Source organism: Sediminitomix flava (assembly GCF_003149185.1).
Taxonomy (GTDB): domain Bacteria; phylum Bacteroidota; class Bacteroidia; order Cytophagales; family Flammeovirgaceae; genus Sediminitomix; species Sediminitomix flava.
Map to the genome: position 1 here is coordinate 1,250,530 of NZ_QGDO01000001.1, position 23,932 is coordinate 1,274,461.

Below are 23,932 nucleotides of genomic sequence, written 5' to 3' on the forward strand. Positions count from 1 at the left end.
AAAAAGAAGCCGAAATGTCAAACACTTCGGCTTCTTTTCATCAGATACTAAAATATATATTAACCTAATTCTTTAATCATCTCACGTAATCTGTTAAAACCATATTCGGTTGCCAACAAATCATTCAGACGAAGAATCGTTAATCCATTATATGTTTTCACTCGCTTCAATGCTCTCTCCATCTGAGACCAACCTTCATTACTGTTCAATTCATGTGGGGTTGCATTTTCACCAGCAAGATTAATTTTTAAATCATAAGCGGCTTCAGCCATCCATCTTACCAAATCTTCAGCACGAGAATAAGCTTCATAATCACGATTGTATTTTTCCAAACAAGTGAAATGAACAACCAATCGCTCTTTATTTTCTTTATCAACCAAAGCATGAAGCATTTCCAAATACTCCCTTTGATCTAATCCATTCAAGTGATCATGCGATTTTATCAATCCTGCAGTCACTTCTGAGACTCTTGGCATTTGCGGATTGCTGATATTCCAGTGAATTCCCGCAATTTTAAAACCTATCGGTACTTTTTCATAAGATTCATTACTAAATACCTCAAGCGCCAACTTAGTGATTCTTTTACCATGATCGATGAGGGATTGGTTATACCAAGCAATAAGGTCTTTTCCCATTGCCGACTTGAAGTAATATTGCTTTTCGAAGAAGCTATCACTATCGCGAGGCATTGTAATCTCTTCAAAAGAAATGTAGCTTGTCTCCCATTGAGCATTCAAGGCATCCAAATCTTCGCTGTACTGGAACTTCACATATCGTTGGAAATCTTCAACCGCCAAACGACTGTAACATTGAAGTGTTCCTCTATTTGGATAATTCCCCCAGTCATGTGCATTGTATGAAGGATAACGCAACTCTCCTGCAGGTCCCATACTGATATTAACTTCAGAAGTCATGTTTGCATAAGAGTCATATCTATCTCTAAACTCTTCCATAAATCTCTGATAGTATGGCATTACATAAGCATCTGCCCACAAGGACACATACTCTACAGAAGTATCACCGGACTCACTTACATACTGAAGATCAGATAATGACAAATGAGGATTTTTCTGCATCAACTCTCCCCAAAGCCAAACTGGAATCCATTGTGTGAAATTATCATTTACATTCCCTCCTGCTTGGTGGAATGACAAAATAGGTACCCAATTCAGTCCATTCAATTGAATAAGATGAATCAGACGATCATAATAATCCCAGTTGAAGTGATTTGGTCCTTGTTCCTGAACCATTCCCCACCAAACATCAATTGAAATCGCTTCTACATTTGCATCTTTCAGCAATTTCAGATGACGATCAAATTCTCTCCAATTATCATAAGTAAGAATTCCTCTTGGGTTATCTGCCGAAAGATGCAGCGGTCCCATTACACGGAAATATTTCTGAGGTTTCGGCACAAAAGCTTCTTGACTTCTATATTGCTCAATCATGCGTGACATACGCTCTTTCACAATAGTATCGTCAAAAATTGCCTTCAGCGGTGAGATATTCAAGCCATCGTAACTCGCCACATCAAACATCGACTTTTCTAACTGATTCCAGCCCGCATTATCAAGAATACCACCGTAAGTTCCATTTTCAGCAACTACTCGAATTCCCAATTTATGTGCTGCATTTGCAATCCAGATAGAAAGATCTTCTGCTCTTGAAAAACCTTTAAAATCTTTATTTTCTTTCTCAATACAAGTAACGTGCAGTACCGTACGTTTTCGGTATTCTTGAGGTACAATTGCCTTCAACGATTTGTAGTATTCCTTATGATCACTCATACTCAAATCTGGATGAGCTGCAATAATACCCGAAGTAATTTCTGCTGCTCTCGGCATTACTGCGTCACTTATCTTCCAGTGTACTCCAGAAATTCTGAAGCCAATTTTAGCTCTACTGAAAACACCCTCTTGGAAAACATCAAATGTCATTTCTAACATTCGACGTCCATGTGATAACAACTCATGATTATACCATTTCGAAAAGGCAAGACCATAAGCCGTGTTCATGTAACCTCGATTGCTGAAAATATCATTCTGTTCGTTGGGCAAGCTTACATTATCCCACGATTCCCAACTTTGCCCTAAAGCTTTATTCGTTTCTTCTAAAGTTCCGTATTCAGCCTGTAGCCAATATTGCCAGCTCTTAAATGCAGGATTGGAATAACATTGTAACGTACCTCTATTCGGGTATCCGCCCCAATCATGGCTATCAAAAGAAGGGTAACGTAATTCTCCACTTGTACCCATCGCAATCATGATCTTAGGAATTGGAATTCCCATAGAACTAAACGTATACTTAAAGCTCTCCATGACCGAACGGTACAATGGTATTGTATATTTATCAGCCCAAAGGGACAATGATTCGAAAGAGGCATCTCCTGTTTCAGAGACATACTTCAAATCACTAACACGTTCTAGCTCTGGCGAATTTGACAGCAAATAACCCCATACCCATTCTGGAATTGGCTTCACATAATTGAAGTTTTCCATCTGTACGTCTGCTGCCTGAAAGTGGAAACAAAACTCAGGAACAAAACTGATTCTGTTATTCTGTAAAATTTCAGCTATATGCTGATAATATTCCCATTTAAAACCAATGACTGATCCATCTTCAATCTTGTATTCTGGTTCCACTTTTGCCCATGAGATAGGGACTATAACCGCATCAACTCCCATGTTGGCAAGTTCACGAGTCCAAATCTCAAATAGTCTCCAATCGTCTTCACGTAAGATCGTATCGTCATTATAAAGTCTTACGCTTAATGGTGCTGTGACTTCAAAAGTTTTTCTTCTTGGTGCAGTCATAGTTCGTTAGTGTAATTTCTCAAACCACATTATTTCGTAATTAGACCTCTAGGTGGTTTATTTAAAAACCTAAAATAAGAAAAAGCATTTTATGCTTTCTTTAATTTATGCTTTGAACTTTATCGAAACCGATTTCAATGACTTATTTCAAAAAATAAAATCATAAAAAAATAGAATTGTGATATGATTTAGCTCGAATACCCAATTAAAGAGCTGATTTATAAAAAAATTTTACAGCATTCTCCTTCCTTACTTTATTACCTATTAAATTAACTCTACATTTTTTAATCTCAAGCGATACAGATATGAAAATTAAACTTTTACTTCTCTTTGTCTTTACATTTCAATGCCTTGCTCTGTACTCACAAGACAAATCCCTGTTTGTTGCAAATATTGATAGTGCTATTCTTTGGATGGATAGAGGCGATATTGAACCTGCTATCGAGCTTTTGGAACAAACCAAAAAAATGGACAAAGGAAATTATATCTACGATTATGAAATAGGATATGCCAATTACCTCAGAAAAGACCTAAAAGGTGCAGCCAAAGCATTTAAAAAAGCGACACAATATGACAATGCAAATGACCAGTGCTATCAGTCTTTAGGGAATATGTATGACATCTTGGGCAAGCCTAAAAAAGCATTAAAAGTTTATGAAAAAGGACTGAAAAAATTTCCAGAATCAGGACGAATATATTTAGAGATGGGGAATCTTTTCTGGAATCAGAAATCATTAAGCAAAGCGCTATATTTTTATGAAGAAGGCATAAAAGTAGATCCATTCTTTTCATCCAATTATTATCGGGCAACGCTCTGTTATATGAACTCCACCGAGAAAGTTTGGGGAATGATCTATGGTGAAATTTTCATGAATATTGAAAGAAATAGCAAAAGAACACAAGAAATCAGTAAACTTCTTTTTGATACCTACGCCTCTCAAATTGATATTAATCCAGACTCTACCCACATCAGCTTTAGCAAACAAAATACGATTAATATAACCTTAGAAGATTTGACCAATGGACTAGATACAAAACAACTGATCAAAAACTCTTACGGTACTCTCGTTTATGAAACAACTATGGCGGTTTCACTTGCCAATCAAAAAGAAATAGACCTATCTTCTTTATATCAAATCAGAAAAAACTTTATCGAGCTTTACCAAGAGTCATACGGCAAAGAATATCCTGTTTCTATTTTTGAATACAAAGAATTACTCATAGAAAAGGGACTTTTTGAAGCATACAGTTATTGGATTTTGTCAGAAGGAAACCCCGAAGAATTTAGCCTTTGGCATTCCATCAATCAAGATAAATGGGAAGACTTCATCAATTGGTTTGTGGACAATCCGTTTTCATTTGAAAAGGATAAAAGTTTTCACAGCGGTTTATATCAATAAAAGCACATGCAACTTTTTCAAGAATTCATCAATCAGCTCAATGAAGAAAGCCTTTGGGAAAAGAAACTCATACTCAACAGAAATGAATATCTAAAAGTTAAAGGCAGTACCGATACCAATATCTATTATATCAAAAGTGGAAGTTTGAGAATATTCTTTGAAGATGAATTTGAGGAACAAACAATCCGATTAGGATATCAAGGAAATATCATTGGCGCATTAGATTCTTTTATCACTGAAAAATCTTCCGATTTATATATCCAAGTACTGAAGAAAACGGAAATTTGGATGGTCTCAAAACCATCTTTCATGTCTTTTGTCCATCAAAATGAAGAAAGACTAAAAATGTGGATTGTGATCTTAGAACAACTCATTTATCAACAACTTGAAAGAGAAAAAGACATACTCACCTATTCTCCTTTAGAAAGATACAATCGGGTGCTCAAAAGAAGTCCTCAGCTTTTTCAAGAGATTCCACTCAAGTATATCGCATCTTACCTTCGGATGACTCCCGAAACACTTTCGAGAATTAAAAAGTCTTGATTTCAATCAAGGAAAAGGGTTGCGAAAAGCTAGAGCTTTACCTAAAAATAATAAGCACTATGAAAATTGCATCTGAATTACTGATTGAAGACTTAATCGACAGAACACGCGAAGTTCTCAATGAAAGCACCCAACTCATGTCACTTTCTGAAAAGGAATTAAACTTCCGAATGGAAGAAAATAAATGGTCTGTTCTAGAATGTATTGAACACCTTAACCTTTATGGCGATTTCTATATTCCCGAAATTGGAAAACAGATGAGCAGATACACAGGAAAGTCTTCCCTGTTTTTCAGGAGTAGCTGGCTTGGCAACTACTTTGCAAACATGATGCTTCCGAGAGAAAAACTCAATAAGATACAGACTTTCAAGGATAAAAATCCGATCGGAAGTCAACTGAATAAACAGGTCATTGAGAAATTTATCCATCAGCAAAAAGACATTCTAAATCTCTTACATGAAGCTCAAAATGTCGATTTACGGAAAGTAAAAACAGGTATCTCGATTTCAAATTGGATTAAACTCCGTTTAGGCGATACATTCCGAGTTGTGATTTACCACAACCAAAGACATATCGTTCAAGCTAAACGAACACTTAGGTATTACGAAGAAAAGACAAGTGAAAAAGTATAACCTTACACCTTTTTCACTTCGAGTTTTGACAAAATTTGTTGTGCTTGTTTCAAATGACGCATATCGTGTGCAAGTACAAATTGAAAGGCATCTCCCAGTCTAAACCTTAATATAGGTCCAATTGCAGACGCTACTTTTAGCTTTTTAAGGTCATAATCATTCGCTTTTTCAATACATGATTTCAACTCAGATACATTGAGTCTGTATTGTTTCAGAACCACACGTGTCAGTTTATCTGTTACTTGTGGTTCCATTCTTTTGAAGGTTTTCATCGACATTGTTGTTGCCCCTTCAGTTTTAGGAAGCATACTTCTTGTCATCATTCCTCCAAAAAGTCCTGAAGAAAATACCTCATTTGAAGAAGGTTCAGCTTGGCTCAACACATTCTGAATACGAGGAAGGTAATGTTCATAGACTGTATTTAGATGTTCAATACATTCCAGAGCTGACCATTTTTCGGGGGCAGGTTTAAAACGTAAAGATTCTTCTGGATGAGTTCCAATTTCTTCTGCTAGTAGCCTTACTTTTTCACAATTTGTAAGGGCTTGTTCGATTAATTCAGACCGATTCATAGTATAACAGTTAGTAGGTTAAGTAAAATGACATTTTGAATATACTTGATCTAACAAGATTTTCCATCTCCAAAAAAATGCTTTCTTTTGAATTATGAAAGATTTGATTCAAAAATATGAATTAACTGACAATGAAGCTCATGACGTTCCTTTTCTACTCAAGAGCATGCAAGAAATTGAAGCCCGTAATGGCTACAAAGCAGACAAACCTCATCGTCATGAATATTATACCATTTTATGGACTCAAAAAGGAAAAGGGACACATTTGATTGATTTTGAAAGCTATCAAATGGCTCCCAACTTCATATTTTTTGTTTCACCTCACCAAGTTCATCAAGTTGTTGCCGAACAAGGGATGCAAGGTTATGTACTTACATTCTCACAAGAGTTTATACAGCTCAATGGTATTTCGGAACATTTCATTTCACATTTGAAGATTTTTAGAAACTCCAATGAAAATCCGCCTTTAGAAATTGACGAAGAAAAAGCTCAAAAATTACAGTTTTTCATAGATGAAATGCTTCAACTACAAATTCATGCAAATGAGTTTAATTATGCTGCACTTGGTGCTTATTTAAAACTATTCCTTATCGAATGCAATCAATCCTGTAATCTTACCATTGATAATTCGAACACGTCTTTGGTGAAAGGAAAAGAGCTCGTTCAACAGTTCAAAAACTTGCTAGAAGTCCATTTTTCTAAAGAACATAAAGTACAGTTTTATGCAGAACAGATGTTTATCACTGCAAAATATCTGAATGAGGTTTTGGTAAAATACACAAGTACAAAAGCTAAAGAATTTATTCAAGATCGAATTATATTGGAAGCAAAACGAATGATTCATTTCTCCGATGAAAACAACAAAGAAATAGCCTTTGCACTTGGTTTTGAAGACCCTGCCCATCTGAGCAAAATGTTCAAAAAATGCACCGACATGAGCATGACAGAATTCCGAAATCTTCCGACTCAATTTTAGAAACCGACTTTTTTACAAGCTTTTCCGAAATTCTGCCATTTATTAAGCTTAATAAATGCACCACCTTTGTATTGTCAATAAAACGAAAACTATTTAAAACAAAGGATACATCATGAAAAGCGTTTTACATAAAGCAAATACAAGAGGACATGCAGATCACGGTTGGTTAGACACTCACCACACATTTAGTTTTGCCAACTATTATGATCCAGAACGAATGAACTTCGGTGTTCTTCGTGTCTTAAATGATGATATTGTTTCTGGAGGAAGAGGATTTGGAACTCACCCGCATGACAATATGGAAATCATTTCAATTCCCCTAGAAGGAGATTTGGAACATCAAGATAGCATGGGGAATAAATTTGTAATCGAGAAAGGAGATGTTCAAGTTATGTCTGCTGGAACGGGCATTTTCCACTCAGAATACAACAGAAATAAAGACCGTCTGACGAACTTCCTACAAATTTGGGTGATACCAAACAAAACAAATGTAGAACCTCGTTACGATCAGCTTTCTTTTAAAGCTGAAGATAGAATTAACCGTTTCCAACAAGTAATCTCGCCAAATGCAGAAGACGAAGGTGTTTGGATTCACCAAGATGCTTGGTTCAATATGGCTAATTTGGAAGCAGGTTTTGAGCTTTCTTATAACATCAATAAAAAAGGAAATGGACTTTACGTTTTCGTACTCGAAGGAGATGTTACAGTTAATGGACAGGCGCTGAATAAACGAGACGGATTAGGTCTTTGGGACTTGGAGGAAGTCTATTTCAAAGCTGATTCTAATGCTGAACTTCTATTGATGGAAGTTCCGATGAACATGAATTAAACAATAAAAAACGCTAGGTCATTCTGATATGACTTAGCGTTTTCTCACAGGTCTATAATCTTAGATAGAATCAGACTTTACAACTGATTTTATTTTTAAGTTGATTTCTCTACCAACCATAAATTTACCCGAACCTCCCACTTTGTAATCATATCTATCGATTACTAAAGTGCCTTCAAAAGTATTATCTTTTACTGAAAAAGGAATTTCAACTTCTTTTTCAACACCATGCATTTTCAGCATCCCTTTTGCTGTATATCCCGATGTAGATTTAACTATTGATGTAGACGTAAAACAGATTTCTGGATAAGTCTCAACTTCAAAGAAATCTTCATTTTTCAGATGTTTATCACGATCTTCATTTTCTGTATTTACGGTAGCTGCATCTATACAAACTTGAAATGATGATTCAGACAAATTGTTCTCATCAAATTTCACTGCTCCCTTCATTCCTTTAAAGCTTCCTTCTACAGTTTTAAAAGCCATATTGGATACTTCAAAGGTCACGATTGAATTGCCAGTATCTATATTTTGTGCATTTACTGCTTGTAGACTAACTAAGATGATGAAAGCGGAAATGATTGATCTTAATTTCATAATGCTAAAGTTTATTAGAGTGAATTGTGAATGACTTATTTTCTTTATTGATAACACAAAACTAGCGCTCAGAAAACGGGCAAGCATTAATCTAGATTAAGAAATACCAATAATGATTATTTTTTCTGTAAATCCCTTTTCACCTTACTCAATGCTTCTGGAGTAATGCCCAAATATGAAGCAACCATTCGCTGAGGGACACGCTGAATTATGTTAGGATAAGTTTCCATAAAGTGTTCATAACGCTCTAAAGCAGTCGCCGACATCAACATGATTATTCGATCTTGAAGTACCTCCATTCTTCGGGTAATCTTTTCATACTCTTCAATGCCTATATCCATATCTTCATCAAAAATTTTAGGCATTACCTTTAGCTCACTATCTTCCAAGGCTTCAATAAACAATTCTGAAGGTACTGATGCTCTTTTACTATCTGCTATTATCCATCCTTCGGGAGCAAAAAGGTAAGTATGCTCTTTTCCTTTAGCATCAATTGCATAACTTCTCAAGAGTCCTTTTACAACGGTGTAAACTTTGGTACCCAACTCTCCCCTATGTTGTATGATCTGCCCTTTATTAACCTTCAAGTTTTTCATTTTACTGAATCAATAATTATCCGTCTCAAACCATAAAAATACAAAGCATTATAAATTCTCTTGGAGGAAAGGAAATGAATTTCTTCAATTTGCTGTTATTTAAGTACAAGGTATTAGATGTTCTATCTTCTTGACCCAAATCGTTATTTCAGAGTATAGATTATGTAGCAAACAGTTGCAAGGGGCAACTTGAGCAGAAGAAAGGGTCTTACTAAAGAGAAATAGAAAAAGTCTAAAAACCGAGCATCAATTAAATAGGGGCTTTACAGATATACATTTTCTAATTTATTCCGTATCATCTGTAAAGCTTTTTAAATGAAAAAGTTCCTAAACCTATATTAGATTTAGGAACTTCTTTTTTCACTATCCATGATTTATCAGCTATTTTCTAGGCTGAACCTTTATAACATCATTGATGTCAATATACCTTTTGTCTTTTGTCCCATCGATTTCATCTACCTCAATTTCAAGCTTTGTTCCATTGAGTTTTGATTTTACAGTCCAGAATGAATTGAAATTTTGTACACCGTCCAGTCTGAAATAAACGCCATCCCCTACGTTTACGTCATTAAAATTAAATTTTGCCATAATTGTATGTTTGTGCTTATTGGTTAGATTAATAAAAGAAGTGTTAGAGGGTAGATCAATATTCTGAAATGAATCATGTTTTACAACTTTGATCACTCTCTTATAGTTATTTTTAAACTAGTTATTAATTCGTTTATACATAAGTCCTATCTCCGTGATTTCAACTCCAAGCACCTTTATTATAGCATATTACTTAAACTAAATAAGATAATTTGGAGAAGGAATCGCATCGATTTCCTTCAACTATTATTAGTGTATTAATTACGCTAATAAAGTTCAAACTTTCAATACTTTCTTTATTATTAACAGAGTGGAGAGTATAAAATGTAGGTAGGCAATAAAGTGAGGCTTTATACTTCTAGGGCGATCAACAATATATCATCTGTCTGACTCGTATTTCCTTTCCAATCATTCCAAGTATTTTGGAAGATAGAAATATGATTTTCTAGACTTGAATTTGAAGGCTTTATTAGAGATTCTTTACACCTTTTCAGTAAAAACTTCTTGTCTCTCTCACCCCCAAACTGATCGGAAAGACCGTCAGTAAACATATAAATCGTATCCCCTTTCTGAACATCTAAGGTGGCATCTTCAAAAGGTATATTTTGCTTATCTATAAGCCCAACAATAGATCGATTTGTCGCTGAATATTCCAAAATTTGTTCATTTCTACATAACCAAAGCGGGCGCTTCGCTCCTGCGAACAAATATTCATTTTTGTCTTTATCTAATCTTAAAACAGCAATATCCATCCCATCATTTATCTGATGATCTTCAGATGTTTTCTCTATTTTCTCTCTAAACCTCTGGTCTAATTCACCCAACAAATTTGATGGAAGAATATCAGGTTTTCGCTCTAAGATATTGTCAAGAATCATTTTCCCAACCAAAGTCAAGAAAGCACCAGGAACACCATGTCCTGTACAATCTGAACACGCTACATAAAAATGATTTGAGGTTTCTTTCCACCAATAAAAGTCTCCTGAAACGATATCTCTCGGCTGGTATAATATGACCGAATTGGTAAAAAATTCATTTAACTTTTGATCTGTAGGCAGGAAGCCTTCCTGAATACCTTTAGCATAAGTTACACTATTGGTTATATTCTGATATACCGATTCTAATTGTGATTTCTGCTGATTTATTTTCTGATTACTAGCTTTCAGCTCTTGGTTTACTTTAGACAAAGAAAGAACGGCTTCAATTTCACTTTTTGTACTTTTATACCTTATCCACATTTGAAGGCAAGAAAGTGGTGCTACAAATATGAAAACCCCTAAACCATCACTTACCAATTCCAAAAAGCTTTCTGAATACCCCCATAAACCATAAAAAATAGCAAGACAAATATAAGTTATTGATAATACTATAAATGAATGTATCGGATTCCAAAATCCGATGATATTCCCACCAATAAAGGTTGTGGTAAGCCCCAAAGAGAAAAATAATGTCACCTCTTTACCGCCTACAGCTCCCATATAAGCAAGGCTGATTCCGATGCTTAGGAATAAAAAATAGTTTTGTGTAAGAGGTTTAATCACATCATTACGTAATAAGAATAAACCTACTCCAAAACAGAATGTAAGGGTCAATCTTATTGTAATGAATTCCATCGCAAATTCACCTACAACATAGGGGTCTGATATGCACCAAATAGGGTATGCTATCATTGCAACTATAGTTGAAATGATAGAGTCTTTGCGCACTCTCTGGGCGAGAAGTAAAGATTTTTTGGGATTATCAGGAAAATGAGAAAAAGTCATGGAATTAACACCCTCTAAATAGTCATATTGTTACACTTATAATTTAGTAAACAACTTACTTAAATATCATAACTTTTAAGTGTAACATCAATATAATCTCCATCTAATTATAATAATTATGGCATAGAGATTATACTAAAAGAGGTAAACCAAATATGATTTACCTCTTTCGTTTAAAAATTTATGATTGTCTTATGGTTGATAGAACAAAGGAGACTCTGGGCCTATCTCGATGCCTAACATAAACCAAATGATAAGAATAACCATCCAAATCAGCATAAATACAATTGTATACGGAAGCATCGTCGCGATCACAGTTCCAATACCTGCATTCTTATCATACTTCTGAATAAAAGCTACAATCAAAGCAAAATATGACATCATTGGAGAAATGATATTCGTAACTGAATCTCCAATACGATATACAACTTGAGTCAACTCCGGTGAAATTCCATTTAGCATAAACATAGGGATGAATACAGGAGCCATTAATGTCCATTTTGCAGAAGCACTTCCCATAATCAAGTTTACCAAAGCTGTTAAAACGATAAATCCGATAAGTACTGGAATCGTTCCTACATTCAAAGCTTTCAACATTTCAGCGCCTTGTATAGCCAAGATCAGGCCTAAGTTTGTCCACTTGAAATAAGCTACGAATTGTGCTGCAAAAAATACCAAAACAATATAACCACCCAATTGCTTCATGGAGTCAGCCATACCTTTCATCACGTCTGCATCACTTTTAATCGTTCCTGCTCCAACTCCATATGCAATTCCAGAAAGTGCTGCAACCAAGAAGATCACTGTCACAATACCTTTCATAAACGGAGAACGCAACACCCCAACTGTTGGGTCTAAATCTCTAAGGAAACCATCAGCGGGTACCATACCTGCAAGTATGATAATCACAAAGAAAATCACTACGAAAAGTGCATAAAGCAGTCCCTTTCGTTCTGCTGATGTCAACTGCTTGATTTCTTCTAGCTCCTCATCTCCTGTATATTTACCTAAACGAGGTTCTACAATTTTATCGGTCACAAAAGTACCTGCAATCGCAATAAAGAATGTAGATACGGCCATGAAATAGTAGTTAGCAGCAGGGTTCACCAAATAATTAGGATCTAAGATTTGTGCTGCTTCTTGCGAAATTCCTGAAAGAAGTGGATCAACAGTACCTAAAAGTAAGTTTGCTGAGTATCCACCAGATACCCCTGCGAATGCCGCTGCCAAACCTGCAATTGGATGACGTCCGAAAGCATGGAAAATAATAGCAGCCAAAGGCACTAAAAGTACATAACCAACTTCTGATGCTGTGTTTGAAAGTACACCAGCCAAAACCACAACAAAAGTGATAATTGAAGGTCTTGATTTCAAAACCAACAGACGAATAGCTGCCCCAATAAGACCGCTACCTTCAGCAATACCAATACCCAACATGGCTACCAATACAACACCCAGAGGTGCAAACCCAGTAAAATTGGTGACTAATTTCGTCATCATCATGTGTAAGCCTTCTACAGAAAGTAGGTTAAAGACTTCGATGATTTCTCCCTCTTTGGCGGGATGCTCGGCACTTACACCGAAATAAGAGAGGACAGCTGATAGTATAACCACTATAGCTGCTAATATCGCGAATAATGTCGCTGGATGAGGAAGGGCATTTCCTGCATATTCAACACCTGCAAGGAACTTATCTACCCACCCTTTTTTCACTTGAAGCTCTTCCTTCATATCAACGTTTGTTATGTTAGTGTCAATTAAAAGAGCTTCAAGTTAAAGGTTATATCAATATAGATTTATTAATGAATTTTAATTTTTCTTAAGATTACACTTCAACAGACTCATTCTGAATGTTAAGTCTTGTAAATTCTTTAGGCGAGTTTACTTGCATGTTTACGCGCTCAACCTTTACTCCCAAAACCAAAATATCATCTGTTTGATGGTGTTCTCCTTTCCAGCCTTCATATACAACTTGCAGAGAATCTTCTTGACGTCTGTGAGATTGCTCATGAATTTCTTGAAGTACGCCCTTAAATCTTCTTGTGGTAAAGATTCTTCCGTTGCCTTGTCCTCCAATCTGATCCTTGAAACCATCTGAGTACAAGTACATCATATCGCCTTCCTCCAATTGCATACGATAAGTCTGAAGCTGATCTACCGTTTTTTGACGAGGATGTTGTAATCCACCAATTGGAATACGATCACCTTTGAATTCAATCAATTCACCATCTCTGATCACTAGCATTGGTCTACCCGCACCTGTAAATTCCATTTCGAGTGTCTCCAAATCAATAGTACATAACGATATTTCCATTCCGTCATTACTATCATTTCTGACATCTTGGTGCAACTCTCTCTGTATATCTTTATGAAGCTTCTGAAGAATATAAGCTGGCTCAATGTATTTCTGATAATCAACAATGTTTGTCAGAAGATTACTGCCAAGCATTGACATCAGAGCTCCAGGAACACCATGTCCTGTACAATCTGCGCATGCAAGAATAAATAAGTCTCTACCTTGAATAGTTACTTTATCAAACCAATAGAAATCGCCACTTACAATATCACGAGGTCTATTAAAGATAAATGAATTTGGAAACACTTGCTTCAACTGATCAATATGTGGAAGCATCGCTTCTTGGATACGTTTCGCATAATTGATACTAGCTGTTTGTTGTTTATTTCTGACCTCCAAACGTTTGAAAGCATCTTCCATAGCTACATTTTGCAAACGAATCTGATCTCTTTGACTAAGAATCTCTTCTTTTTGCTCATGTATTTTATTCAAGTTGTCTTGAAGCTTAGAGTTCATTCCATTTAGCTGTGTATTCAAATCACTCAACTCATTTACTCTTATCTTCAAACGAGAAGCCATTGAGTTAATACTTTTCGCCAACATACCAAGTTCATCTTTTGCATGTCCTCTCAGCTCAATACGTGTATCCAATTTTCCTTCTCCAATTTCTCTTGCAGCCTCGCTCAATTTTACGACAGGAGATGCGTAATAATGAGAAAATACCAACGCTCCCAAAATTGATAGCATCAATACAGACAAGACCACATAAAGTAAATTCTGATTCATTTCCTTCACAGGAGCTAGAATCGTTGATTTTGGTACTGCTACAAATAATGTCCAATGCTGACCTTTATAACCTAAATACCCTTTTTCCTCAGATTTCACATAAAGCATATCCTCATCTTCAAAATAATCTGAAGAGGTATTCAAGAATGTACCATAAACTGTTTGATTGTAATATCCATCTTTTAAGACAGACTGAGGCCTATGGCTAGAATATAGCAAAATGCCATTTTGGTTGACCAAGTCGATCAATGTATTTGGGGAAGAATAAATAGAATGACCCTTTACTTCTTCATGTTTGAATACCTCATACAATCTTGGAATCAAGATACGAGACACAATCAGACCTACTTTCTTACCTTTTTCATCCTTCACGAAAGATGCAAAGTGAAGTACAATCTCCCCTACTGACTCTGACCTTGAAATATCCAATACCACATCCTGATTACTTTCTGTAATTTCTTTCCAATACTTAGAAAAGGAGTGTTTTTTACCAATAGAAAGTCCTTTAGAATCGGCAATACGGATACGTTCCATATTGAAAAAAGACATACTGTAGTATAGCTCATTCAATGATTGAATTTCACGAAGTCGTTTTACAAGTTGCTTTGGTGTTGAGTTTTCGTTTCTGATAATAGGGTCTTGCGCAGCAGCTTTTATATCCGCCATTCTTTGGTGCAAAAACCTATCAATATTCTGTGTTCCCTCACGCGCTTGTTCTGTCAAAGACGTTAGCACTCTCTCTTGGTAAAAAGATTCAGATTCGCGGCTCACGAAGAAGTATAGCGTAGAAACTGTACCTATGACAAGAAACACACTAAAAGTAACAATCTTAAAATATATATTCATTTTGAATTTTATACTTTGTTAACGTTTCAAAGGTATCTCTTTCATTAAATCAGAGGATGAAACTAATGTTAAGTAAATATGAATATATACTATAAAGTATTGTATAATTTCAAGCCTAACGTACGATGTTATCAGTTTAATCAAATTATCTACTAACAAAATCATAAGGACAATCTACTTAAAATCAATCCGTAGATATACATCAAAGCTATCGCACTTTGTATTAAAAATGATCTATTCTGATAGTTTATCTAAAGGATACAAAATAGCCTAAAGACTTATTTTAAGATAAAAAACACGCACTACCATTTCACTTCTTACATACTGACGATCAACAACTAAAAACTGAAAATGAAAAATATCCGTTTCTGAGCATAACACCAATCATCTAGACTATGTCATTAACCTCTATTATCTACGATAAGAACCCAATTGAAGCAGCTCATTTATCTCTGATGTTGAAAAGAAAAGGTCAAGAAGTAATTACCGCAAAAGATGAAGGACACTTTTTCGCATTGCTAAAAAGAAAAAAAGTAAACTGTATTTTGATTGATGAAAACGCAACAGACATTCACAAAGTCTTAAAGAAAATCCCTGAAGAACGACACCACCAGACAAAAATCATTATGATGACATCATACAGTCTTAATCAAATTCGTAATGCGTATGAGGAAAAAGGAGTGAATTGCTGTATTCAAAAACCAATCTATCAAAGCAATCTTACAGACGTTTTTGATAAAATTGGCTAGATTCTTTTTCATGCCATACCAAACCAGATATAACAAAGTATACCTACCAATCGCTATCATTTTATAGCAAAACCATTTAATCCTTATTTTTTAAACTCAACTATATCAACTCTACTTAAAAGCATAAACACTTAACCTTATTTTGTTTAACAATTATTAAATATTATTAAACAAAATAAAAACAATTCACTCTTTTTATTCTACAATTCACTCCCATAAAACGGATTCTCATCCCTTTAAATAAATCCAAAATCAAATTCTATCTGTTTGAACTGTATAATTTTCAGCATCTGAAATGTGCTGATTCAATGATACTTTTCAGCTAAATCTTAAACAAGATGAATAACAAATTCGCTACAGCTACCAAATGGTTGGTAAGCATCTTTTTAATTGGATTGTCACTAGGTTTCACATCATGTGATGAAGATGAAAACATGTCGGATATGGATACCCAACCAACTTCTGACATCATGGAAATTGTAGACCAGACTTCAAATGTTTCTACACTTCTAGCAGCAATCGATGCCGCAAGCTTAAGAACTACATTAAAAAGCAGTGGCCCATTTACAGTTTTTGCTCCTACAAATGATGCTTTTGCTAAAGTAGATGCAGAAATCATAAATTATCTTTTAGCTACTCCTGAAGAACTATCAAAAGTTCTTACTTACCATGTTGTAGCAGGAAAAGTAATGTCTACTGATCTTTCATCTGGGACTGTTCCTACAGTAAATGAAGGACAATCTTTGAATGTAAGTCTTGGAAGCAGCGTGATGATAAACAATGCAACCGTGACTACAGCAGATGTTGAAGCTACAAATGGTGTTATTCACCTTATCAATGAAGTATTACTTCCATCTAACTTAGATTTGAGTGGAATGAAGCAAACACTTGCTGAGATTGTAGTGGAAGATGAAAACTTTACGGTATTGGAGAAAATCCTTACGATGCCTGAATTCTCTGATATATTGACTGCCGCTTCTAATAAAGACGCTGAACTTACAATCTTCGCACCTACTGATGCTGCATTCCAAACAGTATTAGATGTTTTAGGCTTAGATGACCTAAGCGAAATTCCTGAGAATGTATTGATGGATATTGTAACATACCACATCCTTGGTTCAGTTGCTATGAGCTCTGATCTTCAAAGCACAATGTATGAAACTTTGAATGGCGAGTCTATCACAGTTGACCTAAGCAGTGGTGTAATGATTGACAATGCTTCAGTTACAAAAGCTGATATGGAAGCATCAAACGGTGTTCTTCACGTAGTTGATGCTGTACTTTTACCATCAACATACGCATCGGCAATAGGTACAATCGTAGAAGTGCCATTGTTCAGAAAAGAATATAGCATGCTAACTAAAGCCTTAATGAAAGCTGAGTTAGTTGAAACACTAAAAGGCGAAGGTCCTTTCACAGTTTTTGCTCCAAATAATGATGCTTTTGAAGCTGCTGGAATCACTTCACTTGAAGAGTTCACAATGGAAGAGCTTGAAGCAGTATTGCTTTATCACGTAGTTGGTGCAGAAGTACTATCTGGAAATCTTCCTGAAAGAATGGTTACTACTCTTGGTGGAGACTTCTACTTGAGTAAAGGTGATCAGGTATATATTAATGGATCAACAATGGTTACAAATGTTGACATCCAGAAATCAAATGGTGTAATCCACACTATCGATCAGACATTAGTACCTCCTTCAGCTACTGTTGTTGATATAGCTGTTGCTCTTGCTAGCGCTACAGAAGATGCTGAATTCACACAACTAGTTGGCTTACTTACTGCTGAAGGACAAGCTGGTGTATTGGAAGCAATCTCAGATGAGGAAGGAAGCTTTACAATCTTTGCACCAACAGATGCTGCATTCCTAGAAATTGAAGAAGTAACTTCAACTCTTACTACAGAACAAATATCAGATGTACTTACCTACCATGTCGTTCCTGGAAGAGTTTATTCTACTGACCTATCAGATGCTTTAGAAGCTACTACTGTAAATGGTCAAACTCTTACAGTTAATTTCGCTGGAGATGGTGTCACTCTAAGTGATCAGAGCGGCGATAGCGAAGACGCATCAGTGATCTTGGTAAACATCAATGGTACAAATGGAGTGATTCACGTAATCGATAAAGTACTTATCCCTTCATTGGAACAATAAACACAAAGAGTAATTGATTTTAGACCCAACATCAATACCCCAGCTAATTTTTAGTTGGGGTATTTTTTTATGAACCGAAAAAGAAAAAATATACTTTACAGGTAAAACAATATCAGAAGTCTTCGGTTATTTATCACGTACTCTGAAACTAACTTTTTCACTAATGAATGTACTGATAGCCAACCATAGAAGTGAACAAGTCGATCAACTGAAACTACTATTAGAAAGATATAATCCAGAAATAAATATCGTCAAGGTAGTAGCTAGCACAAGTGAAGCATTAAACATTTTAAATCGACTGAAACAACAGATTGATCTAGCATTTATAAACACACAATTATCCGATGGTTCTTTTTTTACATCAGACGCAGAACTAGAGGTACAACATCCACTTATTTTCACATCTAACTCTGAAAAAGATGCTTTCAGAGCTATTAAAGCCAATGCTTTCGATTATTTGCTGTATCCTCTGAACACCAATCAAATCATGAACAGTCTGAAAAGACTTTCAAGGTTTAATCCAAAATGGAATAAAACTGAAAAACCTAGGTATAAGAAAAGGCTGATGGTAAAGTTTGGTGACAAGCTTCAGTTTAAACAAGTAGATGACATTTCTTATGCTTATGCCGATGGAAAAGTTGTTTACATTGTTACGAAGTCTAGTCAAAGAAAATACATTGTTGATCATACGCTAGAAGAACTAGAGCACCTTTTTCTCAATCCAGATTATTTTTTCAGAATCAATAGAAAATACATAGTACAGATTGATGCTATTCATGAAGTTCGTCAGTATGTAAACAGCAGATTAAAACTCATTTTAAATCCAGCTTCAGACAAAGATATGATTGTCAGCAGAGAGAAAGTTCCTTACTTCAAGGATTGGCTCAATTTATAGTTACTAACTTTCTATATTTTGCTTTCTAACATCTTTGGGCAAAATACCATGAAATTCCTTGAATGCCTTTGAAAAATGACCAAGCGATGTATAACCAACTAGGTACCCAATCTCTGAAATTGATATGTTCTGATTTTGGAGCATTTCCATTGCTTTTTCGAGTCTAATTTTTTTCAAGTATTGGAATACGGGGCTTCCATATACTTGTTTGAATAGGTTCTGAATTTTACTCTTACTCATCGAGTAACGATCCGCAAATTCTTCAAGAGAAGGAGGTGAGATTAAGTTGTCTAAAAGGTCTTTTTTGATGCTAGTTACCACCTGAAAATCTGCTTGATGGACATAAGATAATTCACCAAAATTCTCTTCACGCTTCCAATTCATATCTATGGCTACCACAAAAGACTCTTCTACCTTAATTTTCAGATAAGCTTTTTTCAGTTTTTCTATAGGTTCATAGCTCAACATCTGATGAACGACACGCAATAATTCTGGGCCTATTTCATCGTAAATAGTTACATCAGGATCGTTTAAGAGTCTCAGCAAATCACTAGACTTTGGAATATTATAGGAAGCTATGAATTTCTCGATCCACTCTTTCGTCATATAAATATGCAAATGATTCATTTGGGTGTGAGCAGGAATTCTGACATTGAACTTGAACCTGTTATTAAAGATAAAAGTCGTATTTCTAGTCTCACCTACTTTTTCATTCTCCTCTACTTGCCCATCTAAATGAAAAGAACTCAGCTGATAGATAAAAGAAAATGATTCAACGTTTTTATCTTCTAAATCTCGTATCAGATATAGATCATCATTCATGCACAGATCTTCCCGTTGAAGTATCAGCCCTTCTTCAAGTTCAATACGCCAAACACTGCCTTTTCCAAATTTCTCATTTATTTCCAGATAGTTTTCGTCTTCTAAAGATGAATCTAATTGTGTGGCAATTTGCTCCATCCAAGACTTTAAAGAGTTTATCTCAATTTTTATCATATAAAATGGGTTCGCTTCCTTGTGTGGAAAACAATTCTTTAGGTTAATGAGGTTTCAAACATTCGCTGATTCTAGAGCGGACTATAATCAAATTCCTTTTGCAATTTTGAAGACATTCTTTTCATATCCTTCTCATTTGATCGGAGCTTTGCATATTGATACCATAATAATGATGCTTCAAAAGCGAGATCATCAGACTTTATCAAGTGCTCACATATCAATTTCCCTTTCTCGTAGTCCTTATCTCTGAAATTTGCATCTGCTTTCAATAACTGAAGATATGGATCATTCCCAATTAAAGATTTCAAAACTTCAAGTTCTTCAATTAAAGATTGATAATCTTCTTTTACTTCTGCCAAATGAATTTTAGTAATACTAAAAGCAGGTTGATCTGCGAATAGCTTTTCACTCCACTTCAACAAAGTTTCCTCCTTATAATAAGGTAAATAAACACTTGCTTGTATTGCTAGCAACAAGAAACTTTGCTGTTGTTTTATTTCTTTCGGTAATAAAGTATAAAAAGTAAGCGCACCTTCGTAATCTTTCTCGGCCATCAACGCTCTCAATCTATATAAATCTGTGAGCCAAAGCTCATTCTTCTGATCTGCAGCTCTAGCCAACTCTTCACCTATAAACGCCTGTTCAACTTCCTCAGAAAACCAAGTGGCTGAATAATGATCATAAAAGTCGATGATTTGAAAATTCGTTTTCGTTCTTTTCAACAAAATGTCAATATAACTAACTGGCGTATCTCTCGATAAATCTCTAAAACGCAGAAGTGGTGTTCCAGACTGTTGATGAAGTTGGACAAATTCGAGTGGTGCACGATCACCTGCAGTATCTAATTTGAATAAGAAATCAGAGAAAAATAGTTGAGAAACCAAAGAATCTAAAAGCTTTGGTTCATTGCTCCCTTTTGTATTCAGGTGTCTTTTTACTCTACTTAAAAAGATTTTTCTATTAAATAAAGTATCAAACTCATTCGCACCTTCTGCTACAAAAAGACTATCTAAATGTAAACCAAATGCAAACTCATTCTTATAGCGTTTTTGAGCCTCTCCAAGCTGAGATGTAAAGCTCAAAATCCCTATCAAGAAAAATATTATACAAAGCTGATATCTCTTTTCCATTTATATATTCCTACTTTCTTTTTTAAGCATCCTATAATTTAAAGGTATGATTTGCTCATTTAATTGGGTAAAATTGTACTGATTAAATTTTTTAAATCATAATAAAGGTCTTGATGAAGGTTAAAAATCTCTTTTCTACAAAAATTGTCAATGCACATATTTCACTATTAATCTTACGTCTATTTTCTGGAGGATTAATGCTGACACATGGTTGGGGTAAAATGATGAACTTTGAACAACTTTCAACAAAGTTTCCTGATCCATTACACATCGGACATGCTTCTTCACTTGCACTTGCTGTATTTTCTGAAATTGGTTGTGCCGTATTCCTCATTTTAGGATTATTCACAAGATTGGCAAGTATCCCTCTAATTGTCACGATGTTAGTAGCCGTATTTATTGTTCATGGAGGCGACCCTATTGGGAAAAAAGAACTCGGACTGATGTATCTTTCTATGTATACAGTTCTTTTAATGATGGGAGGAGGAAAATATTCATTAGATGCCAAATTGATTAAATAGTCTGTTAATCTATTGATTATCTTGATTTAGAATTTCAAATAAAGGCACTTAATTCCAAACTATACTTTCATATAATGCTCAAACTGTAACGATAGTAATTGTTTTTTTATCAAATTCAATGTACTTTTGTGAAAGTATGGGAAAATAAAGAAAGGGGGCTGAAGCTCCCTTTTTTCTTTGCCTTAAGAATTGAACCTTCAATCAATACAATACCTCAAACGATGGAATTGGTAAATAGAATCAAAGAAATTGTAGAGTCTCACCTCGAAGATGAGTCTTTATTTATTGTAGATATACAGGTATCAGGCACAAGTAAACCACGCGTTCTGATCCTAATGGATGGCGATAACGGAATATCTATTGACCAATGTGCTCGATTGAGCAGAAAGGTAGGTTACCAAATAGAGGAAGATAATGTCATTGAAGATGCCTACATTTTAGAAGTATCTTCGGCAGGTATTGGCGAACCATTGATGATGATGCGTCAATACAAAAAAAATGTAGGTCGTAAAATCACTGTTTATTTCAAGGATGAATCTGAAAAAACAGGGGAATTGATCGATGTAAACGAGGAAGAAATCGTTTTATCTGAAGAAGTGAAAGAGAAAGGAAAAAGAACTAAGAATCTTCCTCCTGTAGCTTTCCCATTTTCTTCAATAGAGAAAGCGATTATCCAAGTATCATTTAAATAAATAAACTTCACTTCTCAAATACATTTGTGCCAAGCATAAATTGAAAAGTGAAACAGTATAAATTACTTTTTTACCGAACAAAAGTAAAAAGAGATTATGAACAGCTCTGAACTCATCGAGTCGTTTAAAGAATTTGCCAAGTTAAAGAAAATTGATCGTCCTACGATGATCAGAATCTTGGAAGATGTCTTTCGTGCCATGATCCGTAAACAATACGGAGATGACGAAAATTATGATGTAATTATTAATGTTGAAGAGGGTGACCTTGAAATCTGGCGTTATCGTGAGATCGTAGCCAACGATCAAGAAGACTACGACGAAAACACTCAGATTTTCCTTACTGATGCCAAAAGAATCGAAGAAGATTTCGAAGTTGGTGAAGAAGTAGCTGAAGAAGTGAAAATTCCTGAGTTTGGTAGAAGAATGGTACAAGCTGCTCGTCAGACCTTGATCCAAAAGGTTAAAGATTTGGAGAAAGATCACCTATTCGAGAAATACAAAGACCGTGTTGGAGAGGTTATCACTGGAGAGGTTTATCAAGCACTTAGCCGTGAATTGGTAGTGAGTGACGGTTCAAGTAATGAGCTTACTCTTCCTAAAGCTGAGCAAATCTCTAAAGACCGTTATAGAAAAGGAGATCAAATCCGTGCTGTTATTAACCGTGTAGAAATGGTAAATAACAACCCTAAGATTATCCTTTCTAGAACTGCTCCTACTTTCTTGGAAAGACTTTTCGAACAAGAAGTTCCTGAAATTTTCGATGGACTTATCGTTATCAAGAAAATTGTTCGTGAGCCAGGAGAAAGAGCCAAAGTTGCTGTGGAGTCTTTTGACGATCGTATTGACCCAGTAGGTGCTTGTGTTGGTATGAAAGGTTCTCGTATTCACTCTATCGTTCGTGAATTACAAAATGAGAACATTGACGTAATCAACTACACTGACAACCTTGATCTTTATATCCAAAGAGCGTTGAGCCCTGCACACATCAACCGAGTTGAAGTAAACGAGGAGAAAAAACGTGTAGCTGTTTATCTAGAAAGAGATCAAGTATCTCTTGCAATTGGTAAAGGTGGACAAAACATTCGTTTGGCAAGTAGATTAGTAGGCTACGAAATTGACGTTTATCGTGAGTTGAACGACATGGAGGAAAGCGAAGACGATATCGACTTGAGCGAATTTGTTGGTGAAATTGATGAGTGGATCATCGATGAATTCAGAAATGTTGGTTTGGATTCTGCGAAAAGTGTCCTTGCGCTAACAAAAGATGAGTTGGTGTTACGTACTGACCTCGAAGATGAAACCGTCGAATTTGTACTAGAAATCCTGAAAAAGGAATTTGAATAAAAGTAAGAAAGCCTGTAAGTCACATCTTACAGGCTTCCTTTTTAGAATCATTAGGTTTAAATTGTCGTTTTTTTGTCTATAATCAAAGGCAAAATTTAAGTTTTACAAAGATTCGTCCTATCTTTGTAAATCGAGATAGGTTATTTTTGTTTGACTGTTCATATTTAATTTACAGTTAAATAAAATCGAATTAAATCAACAATAACACATTACTA

Annotated in this window: 21 protein-coding genes; 11 read left to right on the forward strand and 10 right to left on the reverse strand. The window is 35.3% G+C overall.

Going from position 1 to position 23,932, the window contains the following annotated elements:
- Window positions 1-59: 59 nt before the first annotated feature.
- A complete protein-coding gene (locus tag BC781_RS04820; protein WP_109616089.1) occupies window positions 60-2,813 on the reverse strand; it encodes a family 14 glycosylhydrolase in 2,754 nt (917 codons plus the stop codon).
- Between the two features lie 305 nt (window positions 2,814-3,118).
- On the opposite strand from BC781_RS04820, the gene BC781_RS04825 reads away from it, so the two are divergent.
- From BC781_RS04825 to BC781_RS04835, 3 genes are read left to right on the forward strand one after another with little or no spacing between them, the layout of a single operon-like run.
- Window positions 3,119-4,213, forward strand: coding sequence for a tetratricopeptide repeat protein (locus BC781_RS04825; protein WP_109616090.1), 1,095 nt, complete (start codon window positions 3,119-3,121; stop codon window positions 4,211-4,213).
- Window positions 4,214-4,219: 6 nt separating this feature from the next.
- The gene (locus BC781_RS04830) at window positions 4,220-4,756 is read left to right on the forward strand and encodes a Crp/Fnr family transcriptional regulator (RefSeq protein ID WP_109616091.1); all 537 of its coding nucleotides are present in this window, start codon (window positions 4,220-4,222) and stop codon (window positions 4,754-4,756) included.
- A gap of 59 nt (window positions 4,757-4,815) precedes the next feature.
- Window positions 4,816-5,388, forward strand: coding sequence for a DinB family protein (locus tag BC781_RS04835; protein ID WP_109616591.1), 573 nt, complete (start codon window positions 4,816-4,818; stop codon window positions 5,386-5,388).
- Between the two features lie 2 nt (window positions 5,389-5,390).
- Here the strand turns inward: BC781_RS04835 and BC781_RS04840 are convergent, their stop codons facing one another.
- The gene (locus BC781_RS04840) at window positions 5,391-5,960 is read right to left on the reverse strand and encodes a DinB family protein (protein WP_109616092.1); all 570 of its coding nucleotides are present in this window, start codon (window positions 5,958-5,960) and stop codon (window positions 5,391-5,393) included.
- A gap of 94 nt (window positions 5,961-6,054) precedes the next feature.
- Here BC781_RS04840 and BC781_RS04845 point away from each other — a divergent pair, with 94 nt between their 5' ends.
- Entirely contained in the window at window positions 6,055-6,936 is an 882-nt protein-coding gene (locus BC781_RS04845) for an AraC family transcriptional regulator (RefSeq protein ID WP_109616093.1), read from the forward strand.
- Window positions 6,937-7,048: 112 nt separating this feature from the next.
- Complete coding sequence (locus tag BC781_RS04850) at window positions 7,049-7,765, forward strand: pirin family protein (RefSeq protein ID WP_109616094.1); 717 nt, start codon at window positions 7,049-7,051, stop codon at window positions 7,763-7,765.
- Window positions 7,766-7,825: 60 nt separating this feature from the next.
- Here BC781_RS04850 and BC781_RS04855 read toward each other — a convergent pair whose 3' ends face one another.
- The 6 genes from BC781_RS04855 to BC781_RS04880 form a co-directional block, all read right to left on the reverse strand.
- A complete protein-coding gene (locus tag BC781_RS04855; protein WP_109616095.1) occupies window positions 7,826-8,362 on the reverse strand; it encodes a YceI family protein in 537 nt (178 codons plus the stop codon).
- 116 nt (window positions 8,363-8,478) lie between these two features.
- A complete protein-coding gene (locus tag BC781_RS04860) occupies window positions 8,479-8,958 on the reverse strand; it encodes a Crp/Fnr family transcriptional regulator (RefSeq protein ID WP_109616096.1) in 480 nt (159 codons plus the stop codon).
- A gap of 381 nt (window positions 8,959-9,339) precedes the next feature.
- Window positions 9,340-9,546 (reverse strand): hypothetical protein, encoded by a 207-nt coding sequence (locus BC781_RS04865; protein WP_146201623.1) that lies wholly within the window; start codon window positions 9,544-9,546, stop codon window positions 9,340-9,342.
- Window positions 9,547-9,896: 350 nt separating this feature from the next.
- On the reverse strand, window positions 9,897-11,216 hold the full coding sequence (locus BC781_RS04870; RefSeq protein ID WP_158281392.1) for a PP2C family protein-serine/threonine phosphatase: 1,320 nt from the start codon (window positions 11,214-11,216) through the stop codon (window positions 9,897-9,899).
- A 285-nt stretch (window positions 11,217-11,501) separates the two neighbouring features.
- Window positions 11,502-13,040 (reverse strand): AbgT family transporter, encoded by a 1,539-nt coding sequence (locus BC781_RS04875; RefSeq protein WP_109616099.1) that lies wholly within the window; start codon window positions 13,038-13,040, stop codon window positions 11,502-11,504.
- A 94-nt stretch (window positions 13,041-13,134) separates the two neighbouring features.
- Window positions 13,135-15,237 carry a SpoIIE family protein phosphatase gene (locus BC781_RS04880; RefSeq protein WP_109616100.1) on the reverse strand — a complete coding sequence of 701 codons (2,103 nt, stop codon included), beginning with the start codon at window positions 15,235-15,237 and terminating at the stop codon, window positions 13,135-13,137.
- A 395-nt stretch (window positions 15,238-15,632) separates the two neighbouring features.
- Between BC781_RS04880 and BC781_RS04885 the strand changes: the two genes are divergently transcribed.
- The 3 genes from BC781_RS04885 to BC781_RS04895 all read left to right on the forward strand — a co-directional run bounded on the left by BC781_RS04885 (window position 15,633) and on the right by BC781_RS04895 (window position 19,034).
- Window positions 15,633-15,986 (forward strand): response regulator, encoded by a 354-nt coding sequence (locus BC781_RS04885; RefSeq protein WP_109616101.1) that lies wholly within the window; start codon window positions 15,633-15,635, stop codon window positions 15,984-15,986.
- Between the two features lie 338 nt (window positions 15,987-16,324).
- Window positions 16,325-18,139, forward strand: coding sequence for a fasciclin domain-containing protein (locus BC781_RS04890; protein WP_109616102.1), 1,815 nt, complete (start codon window positions 16,325-16,327; stop codon window positions 18,137-18,139).
- A gap of 163 nt (window positions 18,140-18,302) precedes the next feature.
- Complete coding sequence (locus tag BC781_RS04895; protein WP_109616103.1) at window positions 18,303-19,034, forward strand: LytR/AlgR family response regulator transcription factor; 732 nt, start codon at window positions 18,303-18,305, stop codon at window positions 19,032-19,034.
- Between the two features lie 3 nt (window positions 19,035-19,037).
- Here BC781_RS04895 and BC781_RS04900 read toward each other — a convergent pair whose 3' ends face one another.
- Together BC781_RS04900 and BC781_RS04905 are read right to left on the reverse strand one after the other, a co-directional pair.
- Window positions 19,038-20,030 carry a helix-turn-helix domain-containing protein gene (locus BC781_RS04900; protein WP_109616104.1) on the reverse strand — a complete coding sequence of 331 codons (993 nt, stop codon included), beginning with the start codon at window positions 20,028-20,030 and terminating at the stop codon, window positions 19,038-19,040.
- 71 nt (window positions 20,031-20,101) lie between these two features.
- The gene (locus tag BC781_RS04905; protein WP_109616105.1) at window positions 20,102-21,160 is read right to left on the reverse strand and encodes a hypothetical protein; all 1,059 of its coding nucleotides are present in this window, start codon (window positions 21,158-21,160) and stop codon (window positions 20,102-20,104) included.
- Window positions 21,161-21,273: 113 nt separating this feature from the next.
- Here BC781_RS04905 and BC781_RS04910 point away from each other — a divergent pair, with 113 nt between their 5' ends.
- The 3 genes from BC781_RS04910 (at window position 21,274) to nusA (ending at window position 23,717) form a co-directional block, all read left to right on the forward strand.
- Window positions 21,274-21,681: a DoxX family protein gene (locus BC781_RS04910; protein WP_109616106.1), complete on the forward strand. Its 408-nt coding sequence runs from the start codon at window positions 21,274-21,276 to the stop codon at window positions 21,679-21,681.
- Between the two features lie 221 nt (window positions 21,682-21,902).
- Complete coding sequence (locus tag BC781_RS04915; protein ID WP_146201624.1) at window positions 21,903-22,373, forward strand: ribosome maturation factor RimP; 471 nt, start codon at window positions 21,903-21,905, stop codon at window positions 22,371-22,373.
- Between the two features lie 96 nt (window positions 22,374-22,469).
- A complete protein-coding gene (gene nusA / locus BC781_RS04920) occupies window positions 22,470-23,717 on the forward strand; it encodes a transcription termination factor NusA (RefSeq protein ID WP_109616108.1) in 1,248 nt (415 codons plus the stop codon).
- Window positions 23,718-23,932: the final 215 nt, after the last annotated feature.